This is a genomic window from Halocella sp. SP3-1 (assembly GCF_003953885.1).
In the GTDB taxonomy this organism is placed as follows: domain Bacteria; phylum Bacillota; class Halanaerobiia; order Halanaerobiales; family DTU029; genus Iocasia; species Iocasia fonsfrigidae.
In genome coordinates this window covers 3,889,263-3,905,603 of record NZ_CP032760.1, presented here as the reverse complement: position 1 = coordinate 3,905,603, position 16,341 = coordinate 3,889,263, and the positions used below count along the sequence as shown (strand labels likewise).

Genomic DNA, 16,341 nt, shown 5'->3' with positions numbered 1-16,341 from the left:
AGGGCCTTTTTTGTTGTTGTCAATAGTAGACTCTGGATAAGTCAAACAAATATTATAAGGGGTGAGCCTATGTATAATCTATCTTTTGAAGAGTTTGTGAACTTACAGGGAAAGGGTAACTTAATTCCCCTGTATAAGGAAATAATAGCTGACACTGAAACACCGATAACTGCTTATCTAAAACTAAAGGAGGAATCTTCCTATCTGTTGGAAAGTGTTGAACACGGGGAATTTGGCAGGTATTCCTTTTTGGGTTTAAAGTGTCATGCTCTCGTTTCCTGTAAAGACCAGCAGTTAATTATCAGGGATAGTCAGGGTAATATAACTGAAACCTATCGGACGGATAACCCTCTACTTAGCCTCAAAGAGATTTTGGCAGATTATAAAGTAGTAGAGACAAGTGGATTGCCACCTTTTTATGGAGGGGCAGTGGGTTATCTAGGTTATAACTGTATTAAGTATTTTGAAGAGGTACCACAACAGGCTATAGATGACCAGAAAATGCCTGAGATGATGTTTATGATTTCTGATACAGTTTTAGTTTTTGATCATTTATATCACAGTATTAAGATAGTTAGTAATATTAAAGTAGATAGAGGGAAAGAAGATTATCAAGAGGCTGTTAACAAGATAGAAGATATAAGTAAGAAATTAGAGATGACTAGATTATTTGAAACAGATAAGGAACCTGATATTAATAGAAAAATCGGGAAAAATATCAAATCAAATATCAGCAAAGATGATTATATAGACAGTGTTTATAGGGCTAAGGAATATATTGAAGAAGGAGATATCTTCCAGGTTGTTCTCTCACAGCGGTTTGAAATTCCGGTAAAGGTACCGTCATTTAATATTTATCGGCAGTTAAGGAGAATAAATCCCTCCCCATATATGTATTATTTTGATTTTGCTGAATTTCAGATAGTAGGTTCATCACCAGAGTTGCTGGTCAGGGTAAAGGATGGCAAGATCGAAAATAGACCGATAGCTGGTACCAGAAAAAGGGGTTGTGACTCTGCTGAAGATGAAAGGTTATCCCTTGATCTTCTGGCAGATGAGAAGGAAAGGGCAGAACATATTATGCTAGTAGACCTGGGTAGGAATGATATTGGGAAAGTAAGCCGTTATGGTTCTGTGAAAGCAGCTAGACTAATGGATGTGGAGTATTATTCACATGTAATGCATATGGTATCTGACCTGCAGGGTGAATTAAAAGAGGGGGAGGATATTTACTCAGCCCTGGAGGCCTGTTTTCCTGCTGGAACAGTTTCCGGTGCCCCAAAAATAAGGGCTATGGAGATAATTGATCGACTGGAAAAGACCAATCGCGGCCCCTATGCTGGAACTATTGCCTATTTTGGTTATTCAGGTAATTTAGACAGTTGTATTGCCATCAGGACGATGGTTATTAAAGAGGGTAAGGCCTTTATCCAGGCTGGGGGCGGTATTGTAGCTGATTCTAACCCTGAGGCAGAATACCAGGAGACTATTAATAAAGCCCAGGCCTTAATTAAAGCAATTGAACTGGCAGAAAGGGGGTGTCGGATATTATCTTAATTATTGATAATTACGATTCTTTCACCTATAATCTGGTTCAACTAATAGGGGAATTCAGGGATGATATTATTGTTAAACGCAATGATAAAATAAGTTTGGAGGAGATAGAATCCTTAGAGCCGGAAAAGATTGTTATTTCCCCTGGACCGGGGAGACCTGAATCAGCTGGTATATCATTAAAGATGGTTGAGGTGTTCTCAGGGAAGATACCTATTCTCGGCATCTGTTTGGGCCATCAAACAATTGCTGCCGCCCTGGGGGCAGAAATAGAAAAGGCTCCATTCTTATGTCATGGTAAAACCTCTAGAATAATCAATACTGGAAAAGGCATTCTTAAAGACCTTGGTGATTTTGAGGCAGCACGTTATCATTCATTAATTATCAGGCAGGATAGCCTACCTGATAGGTTTGAGATTACAGCCAGCACAGAAGATGGTTTGATTATGGGGATTGAAGATAATGCTGCCCTGTTATATGGCCTGCAATTTCACCCTGAATCGATTATGACCTCTGTAGGAGAGAAGATTATGCAGAATTTCCTGCAAGTAAATTAGCTAGAAGGAGATGAGAAGAGTTGAGAGAAGTGATTAATAAGGTGATTAATGGAGATAATCTGACTTTAGAGGAGAGTATCTCAGTTATGGCTGATATTATGGAAGGAAAAGCTACACCAGCTCAGATAGCTTCCTATATTACTGCTTTAAGAATAAAGGGAGAGACAATTGAAGAAATAACCGGTGCAGCTATGGTTATGAGGAAAAAAGCAGCCGGAATACCAGTAGCAAGCAGGGGCTTGATAGATGTCTGCGGTACAGGTGGTGACAGTTTAAATACCTTTAATATTTCTACGGTAACTGCCTTTGTCCTGGCCGGGGCTGGTCTGTTGGTTGCCAAACACGGGAATCGTTCAGTATCCAGTACCTGTGGCAGTGCAGATCTCCTGGAAAAACTCGGGGTAAATATTAATCTAGAACCCAGGCAGGTAGGTAGATGTATTGATGAGATAGGGATTGGATTTTTGTTTGCCCCTGTTTTTCATCAAGCCATGAAATATGCCGTAAAACCCCGCCGGGAGATAGGGATCAGGACTATTTTTAATGTCCTGGGGCCTTTAACCAACCCTGCTGGAGCAGAACTACAACTGCTTGGTGTGTATGACCCTGATTTAACAGAACCTGTGGCCTATGTACTGAAAAACCTAGGGGTTAAGGCGGCCCTGGTTGTACATGGAATAGGTGGTATGGATGAAATAACAACTACTGGTAAAACCAGGGTCAGCCAACTTACTGATGGAAAGGTTCAGACATATTATCTTGATCCACTGGAACTGGGCTTAGAAACTGCTGCAATTGAGGAATTGGCTGGTGGTTCTCCTGATGAAAATGCCAGGATAGCCAGGGATATTCTACATGGCCACCAAGACAAAAAAAGGGATATTGTCTTATTGAATTCAGCAGCTGCCTTAGTTATTGCTGAAAAAGTTGATAATTTTAAAGATGCATTAAATTTAGCTGCCGAGGCAATTGATAGTGGGGCAGCCTTAAAGAAATTAAATCAACTTCAGGAGCTGTCAGCTCAACTTGCAGGGGTGGCTATATAATGATACTTGATAAAATTATAGAACATAAGAATTTAGAGGTCTGTGAACAAAAAAAGCAGCTCGACCCTGGGGTGTTAAAGGAAAAGCTCAGCGAGTTAGAGATGGCAAGCTATTCCTTCAAGTCTGCCCTAAAGAGGCCGGGTATTTCAATAATTGCCGAAATTAAAAAGGCCTCTCCCTCCAGAGGTGTAATCAGGAGGGATTTTAATCCAGTAGATATTGCTCAGCAGTATAATAATTCACCGGTCAGGGCAATATCGGTTTTAACAGATGAGAAATTTTTTCAGGGTAGATTGGAATATTTAAAAGAGGTTAAGGCAGCTGGCTCTTTACCGGTCTTAAGAAAAGACTTTATAATTGATTCCTATCAAATCTATCAGGCCAGATTGTACGGGGCTGATGCTGTTCTATTGATTACTGCTGTCTTAACAGCAGAAAAATTGCAAAGGTATATTGCTCTGACTAAGGAACTGAGGATGGATGCCCTGGTAGAGGTGCATGATAGGGATGAACTAGAACAGGCCTTATCAGCCGGGGCAGATATTATAGGGATAAATAATCGGGACCTCAGGACATTTAAAGTTAAACTGGCAACAACACTCGACCTGCTTAAATATATCCCTCAGGATAGAGTGGTAGTGAGTGAAAGTGGTATTAAAAACCGAACAGATATAGATTTGTTAGAGAAAAAGGTTGATGCTGTTTTAATCGGGGAGGCCTTAATGACAAGTACCAGTCCTGGGGATAAAGTAAAAGAGTTGATAGGATGACCAGGATAAAGGTCTGCGGTATTACCAGGATTGCTGATGCCCTTCAGGCAGTTAAATATGGTGCCGATTTTCTGGGATTTATCTTTGCTGACAGTCCCCGCCGGGTTAGTGTGGAGCAGGCAGCCAGGATTATAGCTGAAATACCTGATAGTATTGGAAAAGTAGGGGTGTTTTTAAATCACCCCTATGATTTTGTCAAGGAAATAATTAAAGAGACTGGTATTAATTATTTACAGTTTCATGGTAGTGAATCACCAGAATACTGTCAGGAATTCAGGCTGCCGGTTATTAAGGCCTTCCGGGTTAGAGATGAAAAATCCCTGGTAGGTCTTGGCTGCTATCAGACGGCTGTGTATCTCCTGGATAGCTTTCACCCAGATAGAGCAGGTGGGACCGGTAAGACTTTTGACTGGCAGCTGGCAGCTAAGGCGGCAGAATACGGAAAGATTATTATTGCCGGTGGTTTAAATGAAGAGAATGTCCAGAAGGCTATTCATCTAACTCGGCCATTTGCAGTTGATGTCAGTAGTGGAATTGAAAAAAGCCCCGGAATTAAAGATAAGTTGAAGATGAAGAGATTTATTGAAAAAGCAAAAGATAGATAAAGAGGAAGAGATAGGTGATTAGATAAATGAGTAGAATTGAGGCATATTTTAAAGCTATAAAAGTAGATGGGGAAAAAGCCTTTATTCCTTTTTTGATGGCAGGGGACCCTGATCTTGGGATTACTGAGGAACTGGTTCTGGCTGCTGAGAAAAACGGTGCTGGTATAATTGAGCTGGGGATACCATATGGTTCTTCCCTTGCTGATGGTCCTACTATACAAAAGGCTGCCCAAAGGAGTCTGGTCCATAAAACTAATCTACAGTCTATTTTCAAGCTAGTAAAAAACATCAGGGAAAAAAGTCAACTTCCCCTTGTTTTAATGGGCTATTATAATAGTGTTTACCGCTATGGTGTTAAATCATTTGTTCAGGATTGTGAAGATTCAGGGGTAGATGGGGTAATTATACCCGACCTCCCCCTTGGTTCTGACCATGAACTAAGAAAGGCTAGAAATAATTTAGATATAATAATGTTAGTATCTCCTAATACTACTGAGGATAGGATTAAGGAGATTGTTGAAAATGCCAGTGGTTTTATCTATGCAGTCTCCCGGAGTGGTGTTACAGGAACCAGGGAAGAGTTATCCAGTGAAATTGAAGAACAGGTTAGTTTGATAAAAGGACTAAGGGATGTCCCGGTAGCTGTTGGCTTTGGCATTTCTAAGCCTGAACATGTTAAACAAGTTCATAGTTATGCTGATGGAGCTATTGTTGGCAGTGCTATAGTCAATAAGATTGAAGAAAACCTGAAGTTGCTCCCGGAGAGAGAAGATGAGTTTGTTGAAACTATTGGTGAGTTTATCGGATATTTAAGTAAGGGATAAGATAATTATCAAGTAGACAAATCGCACTCTTATTGTTATAATTATTAACACAACAATACATAAAAAGAATAATAATTTTGCTTAACAAAGCAGAAAGCAGCCAATAATGGGGGGTATATAAATGCATGATAAATTGTTTACACCTGGGCCAACAGAGGTAAGGGCTGAATTATTAAACGAGCTTGCTAGTCCACAGATCCATCACCGGACAGAGGAGTTTAGAAAGTTATATGATGAGCTTCAAATTTATCTTAAGAAACTGTTGTTTACTGAAAATCCCGTATTCCTTTTTACATCTTCATCAACCGGGGCAATGGAAGCGGCTGTCACAAATGGTGTTAAAAAACGCTGTTTGTGTCTAGTTAATGGTGCTTTTAGTCAGCGCTGGTATCAGATTGCCCAGCAAAATGGTGTTCCCTGTGATAGGGTAGATGTCGAATGGAATAAAGCCATTAAACCAGAACTGGTAGATGAAAAACTGTCTAGTGGGAAATATGACGCGGTTACTATGGTCTTTAATGAGACTTCTACAGGTATGATGAATCCCCTTAAAGAGGTTGGGGAAGCTATTAAGCAGTATGATGATGTTCTCTTCCTGGTTGATTCTGTTTCAGCTATGGCTGGTACAGAAATCAGGGTTGATGAATGGGGTATTGATATGTGTCTGGCTGGTTTGCAGAAGGCTTTTGCCCTACCGGCTGGATTAGCTGTGGCCTCAGTAAGTGATAGATTGCTGGCCAGGGCGGAAGATGTAGAGAAAAGGAGTTATTACTTTAATCTATTAAACATGTATAAATATCATCAGAGGAGTCAAACACTATCAACACCAGCAATACCACATTTATTTGCCCTGTGCAGACAGTTAAAAGATATTGTTGATGTAGAAGGAATAGAAAATAGATTTAAGAGACATCAGGAGATGGCCCATTATGTTCAGGAATGGGCCCTGGAATACTTTGATATCTATCCAGAAAAAGGCTACTGGTCGCAGACAGTTACCTGTATCTTAAATACCAGGGACATATCTATTCCGGATTTAAATAAGGAACTTGTCAATAAATATCATATGAGGATTGCTAATGGTTATGGTGATTTAAAAGGGAAAGCCTTTAGAATAGGCCACATGGGGGACTGGACTCTGGCTGATATTAGAGGTTTGTTAGCGTCAATAAATGATATACTATCATTAAAATAGTATTTTTAAACCCTGTTGAATTGCAGGGTTTTATTATTTTCACGATAAACTGAATCTTTATATTTTTTTGACAATAAAAAGGTTTTTATTACAATTTGATAAATATTATAGTAAAGGTGTTATTTTTATCAAAAAAATGAACAGGTTTTGTATGATTGGAGGGATTTTATGATTGATCTAAAAAAAATTTGTAAGAGGAGTAAAGAAGGTAGAATAGGTAAAAAAATAGTCTTTACCAGGATAAGGGTAAAGACACTCCTGATAGTGCCGCTTTCTATAATTGGATATTTTACATATCAGGGTTCAAGGGCTGCCATCGAAGAAAAAGTTGGTTTTTATTCTAAGGAGATTGTTAAATATTAATAAATTCTACCCATAAGACCAGTGATATGGTTTTAAAAGATACAGGTGTAATAAGTGAAGTCTCCAGGCAATCATATTCTGTAGCACAACAGGTATCTGAATCAGTAGAGAGTATTTCTATAGGGGCGCAAAGCCAGGCTGATGATGTTCAGTCTACTACAGAGGTAATGGAACTGCTGGCTAAACGTATTGCTGATGTGAATGAAAATATTAAATTGGTTTTTAATGCTGCCAGGGAAATAAAAATTACCAGTAAAAATGCTGGAGAAACAGTAAATACTCTAAATGAGAAAAGCAATACAACTGCTGAAATGTCCAGCAGAATTAAAGAGGATATAAATAACTTAAATAATAAGGCTTTAGAAATCAGTAAAATTGTGGATATTATCAGTGGGATAAGTGAACAGACCAGTCTTCTTTCCTTAAATGCCTCTATAGAAGCAGCCCGTGCTGGTGATGCTGGTAAGGGGTTTGGGGTTGTGGCTGAAGAGGTAGAAAAGGCAAATGTAATATTTGAAGAACAGAACAGGTCTGTACATGAGACAGAACAGGCCTTCAAAGGAATTATTGCTTCACTGGAAACAATAACAGAAGAAGTTAACAGGGTCAATGAAGCCATTACAGAAATAGATGATTACAAAGATAAAGTGGTTGATGAGATAGTTGGTATAGCCTCTATTGCCCAGGAGGCAGCTGCTTCTACTGAAGAAGTGACTGCTGACAGTGAAGAACAGGTTTCTTCAGCAGATCAGTTAGCTAATCTTGCTAGTGAATTAAAAAATACGGTAGTTGAGTTAAATAAAAATTTAGATAGATTTATAATTTAAGATTAGATAAAATAATCTTCACTTCATTGTATTTTTCGCTTTATCATGTTATAATTTTGTATTAATAACTGTAAGCTTTGTTTAGCTGAAAATTATCAATTTACTATATTTGAGGTGATAAAAATATGGAGAAGAAGATTAAAGTAGGGGTAATGGGGGCTACCGGAATGGTTGGGCAGAATTATTTGAGGTTACTGGCTGACCACCCCTGGTATGAGGTAAGTTATGTAGCTGCTTCTCCCCGTTCTGCCGGAAAGACCTATGTGGAGGCAGTTGAAGGGAGATGGCAGATGATTACCCCGATACCAGACAATGTAAAGGGGTTAATTGTTGGTAATGCAGCTGATATATCAGCTGCTAAAGGGAAATGTTCGTTATTGTTTTCCGCTGTGAATCTTCCTAAAGAAGAGATTAAGAAACTGGAAATGGCTTATGCTGATCAGGGGTTTGCAGTTGTCTCAAATAATTCTGCCCACCGTCATACAGCAGATGTACCTATGTTAATACCAGAGGTAAATGCAGCCCATGCTGAGATTATTCCACAACAGCGCAAACATTACGGTTGGGATAAGGGTCTGCTGGCTGTTAAACCAAATTGTAGTGTGCAGAGCTATGTTACACCTGTCTATGCCTTGATGGAAAAGGGTTATCAGGTAGATGAAATGATTGTGACAACCCTACAGGCCCTGTCAGGTGCAGGTTATCCAGGACCATCTGCCCTTGATATGCTTGACAATGTAGTACCTTTTATTAATGGTGAAGAAGAGAAATCTGAAATTGAACCACAGAAGATATTGGGGGATATTAAGAATGGTAAATTTGTCTATGATGAATCAATAAAAATATCAGCTCATTGTAACAGGGTGTCGGTTATAGATGGGCATACTGCCTGTGTGAGTTTGAAATTCAAAGGGGAGAAACCAGAAATAAGTGAGATAACTAAGATTTGGGAAGAGTTTAGTTCCGTACCCCAGGAATTAGAGCTGCCTACTGCCCCTGAACAGGCTATTTTAGTAAGACATGAAGCAGATAGACCTCAACCCAGGAAAGACCGTGACGAAGGTAAAGGTATGGCAGTCACTGTTGGTAGGTTAAGGAAATGTAATGTCTTTGATTATAGGTTTGTAGGCCTCTCTCATAATACAGTAAGAGGAGCGGCCGGTGGTGCTATTCTTATGGCTGAACTGTTAACAGCTAAAGAATATATTAAATAAATACAATCAATAATACCAGATAAAGGGTATATCTTTTATCTGGTTTTTCTTTTACAAAGTGATACCATTATCAGGATAAAACTTGACATTATTTAAGAAAATAGTTATACTTTAATCAACTAAAGTAAGTAATGGTTCTGAAAGGAGAGAGCTATGCAGCAGGAACAAATACTAATACTGGATTTTGGGGGTCAGTATAGTCAACTAATTGCCCGCCGTGTCAGGGAGGCAAAGGTATATTCAACTATCTTACCCTATGATGTAGATATTGCAAAAATTAAGGAATTAAATCCTGAAGGGATAATATTTTCTGGGGGGCCAAAGAGTGTTACCCTGGAAGATGCTCCAAAAATAGATAAGGAGATTTTTGAACTGGGAATACCTATTCTTGGCATTTGTTATGGTATGCAGTTAATGGCTAAATTACTTGCTGGGGGTGTTGTTGAGAAGGCAGAGTATGGTGAATATGGTAAAGCCAGGTTAAATATAATTGATAATCAAGGGATTTATGAAGATATTGAGGATAGTCAGGTCTGGATGAGCCATGGTGACCATGTTAAAGAGGTTCCAGATGGTTTTGTAATAGCTGCCAGGACAGAGGTAACCCCGGTGGCAGCGATGAGTAATTATGAAAAGGGTCTTTATGGTGTGCAGTTCCACCCTGAGGTTGTACATACTATATACGGTAAGGAAATTTTACATAACTTTTTATTCAGGGTCTGTGGAGTAAGTGGTGACTGGAACATGGCAGATTTTATTAATGAAGAGTTAAGGACTATAAAAGCAAAGGTCGGCAGTGATAGGGTTATCTCCGGCCTTTCTGGTGGTGTTGATTCAGCGGTTGCCTCTGCTATGGTCCACAAAGCGATTGGTGACCAGCTGACCTGCATTTTTGTTGACCATGGATTACTACGCAAAGGTGAAGCCGAACAGGTTAAAAGGACCTTTGCTGAAGAATTTAATATGAGTTTGGTTTATGTGGATGCTAGAGAGAGGTTCTTGAAAAAACTGGCTGGAGTAAAGGAACCGGAGGAAAAAAGGAAGATTATTGGTAGTGAATTTATCAGGGTTTTTGAAGAAGAGGCTGCTAAACTGGGGGATGCCAGGTATCTTGTTCAGGGCACACTCTATTCTGATGTTATCGAAAGTGGTGGCAGTGATTCAGCAGCAACTATTAAGAGCCATCATAACGTAGGTGGTCTTCCTGAAGATATTGAGTTTGAATTAATAGAGCCTCTCCGTGACCTATTTAAGGATGAAGTCAGGAAAATAGGTGAAGTGCTCGGTTTACCAGATGATATAGTCTGGCGTCAGCCTTTTCCTGGTCCCGGGCTGGCCATCAGGATTATTGGTACTGTTGAAGAAGAGAAATTGGAGATACTGCGGGAAGCTGATGCTATTATTCAGGAAGAGATTAAAAAAGCTGGCTTATATAAAGAAATCTGGCAGTCCTTTGCTGTTCTACCTGAAATCAGAAGTGTCGGTGTTATGGGTGATGAGAGGACATATGGTTATCCCATAGTTTTTAGGGCAGTTACCAGTGATGATGCCATGACAGCAGATTGGGCTAGACTCCCTTACGAATTAATGGAACGTATTGCTAACAGAATAGTCAATGAAGTTAAATCAATTAACCGGGTTGTTTATGATATAACCTCAAAACCTCCAGGAACTATTGAATGGGAGTGATTTTAAAGGAGACGATTTAAATGAGCAGGAGCCTTAAAGATGAATTTACCGATCAACTCTTTGATGCAATTTTACAGCTGAATAACAGGGAAGAATGCTACAGATTCTTTGAGGATATTGCCACTGTGAGTGAGGTTAAATCCCTTGGACAGAGGTTTGAGGTTGCTAGAATGTTGAGAACTGGTGCAACCTATGAAGAAATAGTTGATAAGACCGGTGTCAGCACAGCCACCATTAGTAGGGTAAAAAGATGCCTGTATTATGGGGCTGATGGTTATAGTATCATCCTTGATAGGATGGGATATCTGGAGGAAGAATAAACCGGTCTTCTCATAAATAAAATCATATATTAGATCCACCCCTGGATCTAAATGACTGGGAGGTGAGAAATGTGAGGTTGACTACGCGCAAGATTGTAGTTGCTGGAATGTTGGGGGCTGTTTCCATAATACTTGGATTATCAGGCCTTGGATTGATTCCTGTGCCAACTCCGGCAGGAGCAGTTACTATCATGCATATACCAGTAATACTTGGTGGTGTATTAGAAGGACCTGTGGTAGGTCTGCTTATTGGTTTGATTTTTGGTATGTCAAGTTTTTTTAGGGCAACAAGTGTTCTTTTTGCTGATCCAATAATAGCTATTTTACCACGCTTATTAATTGGTGTTACTGCTTACTTTGCCTATCTGGGTTTCCGTGAGAAAAACACTAGTGTTGGCCTCATTATAGCCGGGCTTGTAGGAACCGTGACTAATACGGTACTAGTTCTTGGTCTGGCTGTTTTTAGGGGTTATCTACCATATGAAGCAGCAGTATCAGTTGCTTTGGTACATGGTGTTCCAGAGGCAGTAGTAGCTGCTATTTTGGTTAGTCTGGTAGGAAAGGCTGTTATGATGTATCAGAACAAAAATCAGCCGGTAGAAAAAAATTTAAACAAATAATTAAATTATTAGTGAAAAGATAGGGCCTGTGATGGGCCCTATCTTTTAGTGCATAGTTATACGATTTTTATTTTTATTTAGAAAGTTAAAAATATTATAGTTGGTGGTAAAAAATGTTGAGTGAAAGTAAAATTCCTTTATCATATAATTAGTATAGAATTTAAACTAGGAGGAGATTTAATGAAAAAGGTTTTTGTGTTGTTATTAGTAATAGCTATGTTGACAGTGATGGCTGTTTCTGGCTTAGCTAAAGAGACGAGACTTACTTACTGGACTTATCAGGAACTGCATAAGGAGTTTATGGATGATGCAGTAGAGGTCTGGAATGAGAAAAATCTGGATAATCAAATAGTCTTAGAGACTTCTGTTTATCCATATGATCAGATGCATAACAAACTCCTGATTGCACTTCAATCGGGTGTTGGAGCTCCAGATTTGTCAGATATTGAGATCAGTAAATTTGCTAATTATTTAAAAGGTAAAACACCTCAGTTAGTTCCTTTAAATGATGTTGTAGAGCCTGTGCTTGATAAAACTATTAAGGCCAGGTTTGACAACTATTCTAAAGGTGGCAAATATTATGGCATGCCCTTTCATGTTGGTGCTGAAGTTATGTATTACAACAAAGAGTATCTGGACGCAGCTGGTGTTGATGTAGATGAGATAGTAACCTGGGATGATTATGTTGAGGCTGGTAAGAAGGTTAAGGCAGCAACTGGTAAACCCATGACCACTATCGAAGTTACTGAACACTGGTCTTATTATCCTTTGATTAGCCAGGCTGGTTCTGATATCTTTACACCAGATGGTGAGGTTATTTTAGATAATGAGACAAATATTAAGGTTCTACAATTCTTAAAAGATATGATCTATAAACATCAGATAGCCATACCTGCCCCTGGTGGATTTCATCATTCAGAAGAATATTGGGCCTTTATGAACAATGGTGGGGCAGCTTCCCTGATGATGCCTATCTGGTATATGGGGCGTTTTGTTCAGTATATGCCTGATCTTAAGGGTAAGATGATTATCAGACCACTGCCGGCCTGGAAAGAAGGCGGTAATAGGTCTGCTGGTATGGGTGGTACAGGTACGGTTGTTACCATACAAAGTAAACATAAAGACTTAGCTGTGAATTTCCTGGGAGAGGCCAAGTTATCTAAAGAAGCCTCTAAAAAATTGTGGACAGTACTGGGTTTTGACCCTGTAAGATGGGATGTCTGGGATTCCCCAGAAATGAAAGCTAATAATGATTACACAGATTATTTTGGCAAAGGTATTTTTGATATTCTACTTGAGATTAAAGATGAGATAAATCCAACAGTTATTACAGAAAAATATCCAAAGGCTATAGACCTTCTTAAGAAAAATGTATCTTTTAAAGCCTTGAAAGAACAGAGCATGACTCCTGAAGAAGTCCTTAAAGAAGCAGCTGAAGAATTAAAATAAAGATCTCTATGCTAAAATAATAAAAAGATTCAGCTGTTATAGTAATATTAACAGTTGAATCTTTTAAACTTTAAGAGGAAGGTGATAGATTATGAAAGGTAGAAGAAAGTGGAGCTTAACAAATACATTCTTAAATTCACCAAAATTTGTACCATATCTATTTGTCTCACCATTTATTATTGCCTTTTTATTGTTTTATTTATATCCCATGATATCAACTATAATTATGAGTTTTCAGGAGATCGGCTTTGGTGAAGCTAGTTATGTGGGATTAGCTAATTATGAGAAACTACTTAACAAGCATTATTTGAGTGCTTTGATGACAAGCACGAGTTATACTTTCTGGACTATATTAATATTAATTCCTTTACCACTTGTACTGGCAGTTTTATTAAATAGTAAGCATAGCAGATTTAAAAATTTTTTTCGTTCGTCTTTATTTATGCCGGCACTTACGTCTGTAATTGTAGCAGGTATGTTTTTTCGTTATTCCTTTGGAGAAAATCCACAGACTTTAATGAATTCTTTAGTAGGCCTTTTTGGTATAGAACCTATTGTCTGGCTGCAGAACTCTACCCCAGCGATGATTGGTCTGGTTGTACTATGTACCTGGCGCTGGTTAGGGGTTAATATAATCTATTTTCTATCTGGTCTTCAGGGGATACCTGATGAGATCTATGAAGCAGCTGCTATAGATGGTGCTAATAGATGGGATAAATTTCGTCATATAACTATACCGAATCTTAAACCAGTGATAATCTATGTCTTAACCATTAGTGTTTTTGGTGGTTATAAGATGTTTGCTGAAAGTTATGCCTACTGGCAGACTGCTACACCTGGTGATATTGGTATGACTATTGTTTCTTATATCTATCAGGTTGGTTTTAATAATTTTGAAATGGGTTATGCCTCTGCTATTGGGATAACACTTTTATTGATAGTTTTGATAATAAACCTTATTCAATTAAAATTCTTTGGCTTATTTAAGAAAGAGGGTGAATAGCTAATGACAAAATTAAAAGAGGGTATAAATACTTCAGTGGGGGAAAAGGGGATTAATACCACTTCAATGGTATACCTGTTTGTTTTAATATTAATGGCCTTATTTGCGCTTTTACCTTTCTTTTTTATGTTGGTCTCTTCCTTTAAACCAGGGGCTGAGATAATTAAAAATGGTATCAATACAAAGATAGAATTGGATGTTATGTCTTTTAAGAATTACCTTATCTTATTCAAAGAGAGTAATGGTATTTATTTGGATTGGTATAAAAACAGTGTTATAATTACAGGGCTCCATACCGTGATATCTGTTTTCCTTTGTTCACTGGTTGGTTATGGTCTGGCAATGTATGAATTTAAAGGTAAAAATTTAATATTTGTACTTGTACTGGTTTTACTGATGGTACCGATTGAAATATTGATTTTACCGCTCTATAAATTATCGGTATTACTTCATATAATTGATACCTATGCTGGGGTTATTTTACCCTTTGTTGTCTCACCTGTAGCAATATTTTTCTTCCGGCAATTTGCTATAGGGCTTCCTAAAGAATTACTTGATGCTGGTAGGATCGATGGTTGCTCAGAATTTGGTATCTTCTTTAGAATAATGATGCCTTTGATGAAACCTGCTTTTGGTGCTATGGTTATATTACAGGCTATGTTCAGCTGGAATGCCTTTGTCTGGCCTTTAATAGTACTTAGGACAAATACAAATTTTACTCTGCCAATCGGGCTGGCCTCATTAATTACCCCTTATGGTAATAGTTATGATATGCTTTTTTCCGGGGCCGTTGCCTCAGTAGTTCCAATTATTATTATCTTTTTATTTAATCAGAAGTCTTTCATTTCAGGTTTAACTGTAGGTGGAGTAAAGGGTTGATAGTTAGTTTTTAAAAATAGGAGCTGGTATCTTATGAATAATAAAAGGAGTGAGAGTTGGCTAATGATTAATAGTATAGTATTTTTTACCTTATTGAGTTTGATTATATTATTATCAAATAGTGTTTTAGCAGCTGATGATAAAGTTATTACGATTAGCAAAATTAAAGAGGTCGAGCTGAGTACAGTAGTGGGAGTAAGGCCTGAGCTGCCAGCAGAGGTAGAGGTTGAATATAGTAATGGTCAAACAGATAATCTGGCAGTAGTTTGGGAGGATATAGACCCTGGTGTATATAATAAAAAGGGGGAATTTACTGTTTCGGGTAGGGTGAAACCCCTGAAATACCCTTCCCCCCTTATTGAGCAGCGGGCTGACCCTTATATTTATAAACATACAGATGGCTATTACTACTTTACTGCTTCTGTACCTGAATATGATCGGATTGTACTTAGAAGGGCAAAAACTATTGAAGGATTAATCACTGCTCCAGAGAAAGTGCTCTGGAGAAAACACCCTACTGGAGAGATGAGTAAACATATCTGGGCACCGGAGATTCATTATATAGATGGGAATTGGTATATTTATTTTGCTGCCGGGCAGGAAGAAGATATTTGGGCTATCCGACCCTATATACTGGAGTGCAAGGATGAAAATCCATTGACTGGAAACTGGGAAGAAAAAGGTAAACTGAATATTAACTTTGAAAGTTTTTCTCTTGACGCTACAACCTTTGAACATAAGGAAGAGCGATACATTGTATGGGCTCAGAAAACTGATAATGATAGGGTTTCAAATATATATATAGATAGATTAAAAAACCCCTGGACTATAGAGGGGAATCAGGTATTAATCGCTGAACCGATTTATGATTGGGAAAGGATAGGGTTTAATGTCAATGAAGGTCCTGCGGTAATAAAAAGGAATGGTCGGATATTTATTGCCTATTCTGCCAGTGCTACAGACCATAATTACTGTATGGGATTACTTACCGCAGATGATGATAGTGATCTGCTTGATCCTGTTTCCTGGGAAAAAACACCCTATCCTGTGTTTACCAGTAATAAAGAAACTGAACAATATGGCCCTGGGCATAATTCATTTACAGTTGCAGAGGATGGAAAGACTGATCTTTTAGTTTACCATGCCCGACCATATAAAGAGATTGAAGGAAACCCCCTCTATGATCCCAATCGGCATGCCCGAGTTCAGAGACTATATTGGAACAGTGATGGAACACCTAATTTGGCATATCCGGGCTATCAGCTTGAGACTTCATTAAAGGCCAGCGCCAGAGTGATAGTAAAATAAATTAAGTTTGATTGTGTTTTATGTATTAGAATATAGTAGTATAATCAACTACTATATTTTAATACTATAATAAATTAATTTAGAGTGTCTGTTTGAAAAGGCATAAATAGGGGATTAT

17 protein-coding genes are annotated in these 16,341 nt (G+C 38.3%); all 17 read left to right on the top strand.

The window, feature by feature from the left end; genetic code table 11:
* The first annotated feature begins 69 nt into the window (after positions 1 to 69).
* Positions 70 to 1,557 (top strand): anthranilate synthase component I, encoded by a 1,488-nt coding sequence (trpE, locus tag D7D81_RS18680; protein WP_125991562.1) that lies wholly within the window; start codon positions 70 to 72, stop codon positions 1,555 to 1,557.
* Positions 1,548 to 2,111, top strand: a complete 564-nt coding sequence (locus D7D81_RS18675; protein WP_125992385.1) for an anthranilate synthase component II — start codon at positions 1,548 to 1,550, stop codon at positions 2,109 to 2,111. Before trpE ends, D7D81_RS18675 begins: the two co-directional genes overlap by 10 nt.
* 20 nt (positions 2,112 to 2,131) lie before the next feature.
* Positions 2,132 to 3,157, top strand: coding sequence for an anthranilate phosphoribosyltransferase (trpD, locus tag D7D81_RS18670; RefSeq protein WP_125991560.1), 1,026 nt, complete (start codon positions 2,132 to 2,134; stop codon positions 3,155 to 3,157).
* A complete protein-coding gene (gene trpC / locus D7D81_RS18665; RefSeq protein WP_125991558.1) occupies positions 3,157 to 3,927 on the top strand; it encodes an indole-3-glycerol phosphate synthase TrpC in 771 nt (256 codons plus the stop codon). Before trpD ends, trpC begins: the two co-directional genes overlap by 1 nt.
* Positions 3,924 to 4,532: a phosphoribosylanthranilate isomerase gene (locus D7D81_RS18660; RefSeq protein WP_125991556.1), complete on the top strand. Its 609-nt coding sequence runs from the start codon at positions 3,924 to 3,926 to the stop codon at positions 4,530 to 4,532. The genes trpC and D7D81_RS18660 overlap by 4 nt, the downstream gene beginning before the upstream one ends.
* A 26-nt stretch (positions 4,533 to 4,558) precedes the next feature.
* The gene (gene trpA / locus D7D81_RS18655) at positions 4,559 to 5,356 is read left to right on the top strand and encodes a tryptophan synthase subunit alpha (RefSeq protein WP_125991554.1); all 798 of its coding nucleotides are present in this window, start codon (positions 4,559 to 4,561) and stop codon (positions 5,354 to 5,356) included.
* A gap of 121 nt (positions 5,357 to 5,477) precedes the next feature.
* Complete coding sequence (locus tag D7D81_RS18650; protein ID WP_125991553.1) at positions 5,478 to 6,551, top strand: pyridoxal-phosphate-dependent aminotransferase family protein; 1,074 nt, start codon at positions 5,478 to 5,480, stop codon at positions 6,549 to 6,551.
* 168 nt (positions 6,552 to 6,719) lie between these two features.
* On the top strand, positions 6,720 to 6,914 hold the full coding sequence (locus tag D7D81_RS18645; RefSeq protein ID WP_125991551.1) for a hypothetical protein: 195 nt from the start codon (positions 6,720 to 6,722) through the stop codon (positions 6,912 to 6,914).
* Between the two features lie 26 nt (positions 6,915 to 6,940).
* Complete coding sequence (locus tag D7D81_RS18640; protein ID WP_125991549.1) at positions 6,941 to 7,741, top strand: methyl-accepting chemotaxis protein; 801 nt, start codon at positions 6,941 to 6,943, stop codon at positions 7,739 to 7,741.
* 125 nt (positions 7,742 to 7,866) lie between these two features.
* Positions 7,867 to 8,955, top strand: coding sequence for an aspartate-semialdehyde dehydrogenase (gene asd / locus D7D81_RS18635; RefSeq protein ID WP_125991547.1), 1,089 nt, complete (start codon positions 7,867 to 7,869; stop codon positions 8,953 to 8,955).
* Positions 8,956 to 9,108: 153 nt separating this feature from the next.
* Positions 9,109 to 10,644, top strand: coding sequence for a glutamine-hydrolyzing GMP synthase (gene guaA / locus D7D81_RS18630; protein ID WP_125991545.1), 1,536 nt, complete (start codon positions 9,109 to 9,111; stop codon positions 10,642 to 10,644).
* A 20-nt stretch (positions 10,645 to 10,664) separates the two neighbouring features.
* Positions 10,665 to 10,964, top strand: coding sequence for a YerC/YecD family TrpR-related protein (locus D7D81_RS18625; protein ID WP_125991543.1), 300 nt, complete (start codon positions 10,665 to 10,667; stop codon positions 10,962 to 10,964).
* A 71-nt stretch (positions 10,965 to 11,035) separates the two neighbouring features.
* Positions 11,036 to 11,584, top strand: coding sequence for an ECF transporter S component (locus D7D81_RS18620; RefSeq protein ID WP_125991541.1), 549 nt, complete (start codon positions 11,036 to 11,038; stop codon positions 11,582 to 11,584).
* A 180-nt stretch (positions 11,585 to 11,764) separates the two neighbouring features.
* Positions 11,765 to 13,033, top strand: a complete 1,269-nt coding sequence (locus tag D7D81_RS18615; protein WP_125991539.1) for an ABC transporter substrate-binding protein — start codon at positions 11,765 to 11,767, stop codon at positions 13,031 to 13,033.
* 91 nt (positions 13,034 to 13,124) lie between these two features.
* The gene (locus D7D81_RS18610; RefSeq protein WP_125991537.1) at positions 13,125 to 14,036 is read left to right on the top strand and encodes a carbohydrate ABC transporter permease; all 912 of its coding nucleotides are present in this window, start codon (positions 13,125 to 13,127) and stop codon (positions 14,034 to 14,036) included.
* A 66-nt stretch (positions 14,037 to 14,102) separates the two neighbouring features.
* A complete protein-coding gene (locus tag D7D81_RS18605; RefSeq protein WP_125992383.1) occupies positions 14,103 to 14,915 on the top strand; it encodes a carbohydrate ABC transporter permease in 813 nt (270 codons plus the stop codon).
* Between the two features lie 33 nt (positions 14,916 to 14,948).
* The gene (locus D7D81_RS18600; protein WP_125991535.1) at positions 14,949 to 16,223 is read left to right on the top strand and encodes a family 43 glycosylhydrolase; all 1,275 of its coding nucleotides are present in this window, start codon (positions 14,949 to 14,951) and stop codon (positions 16,221 to 16,223) included.
* The last annotated feature ends 118 nt before the right edge of the window (positions 16,224 to 16,341 follow it).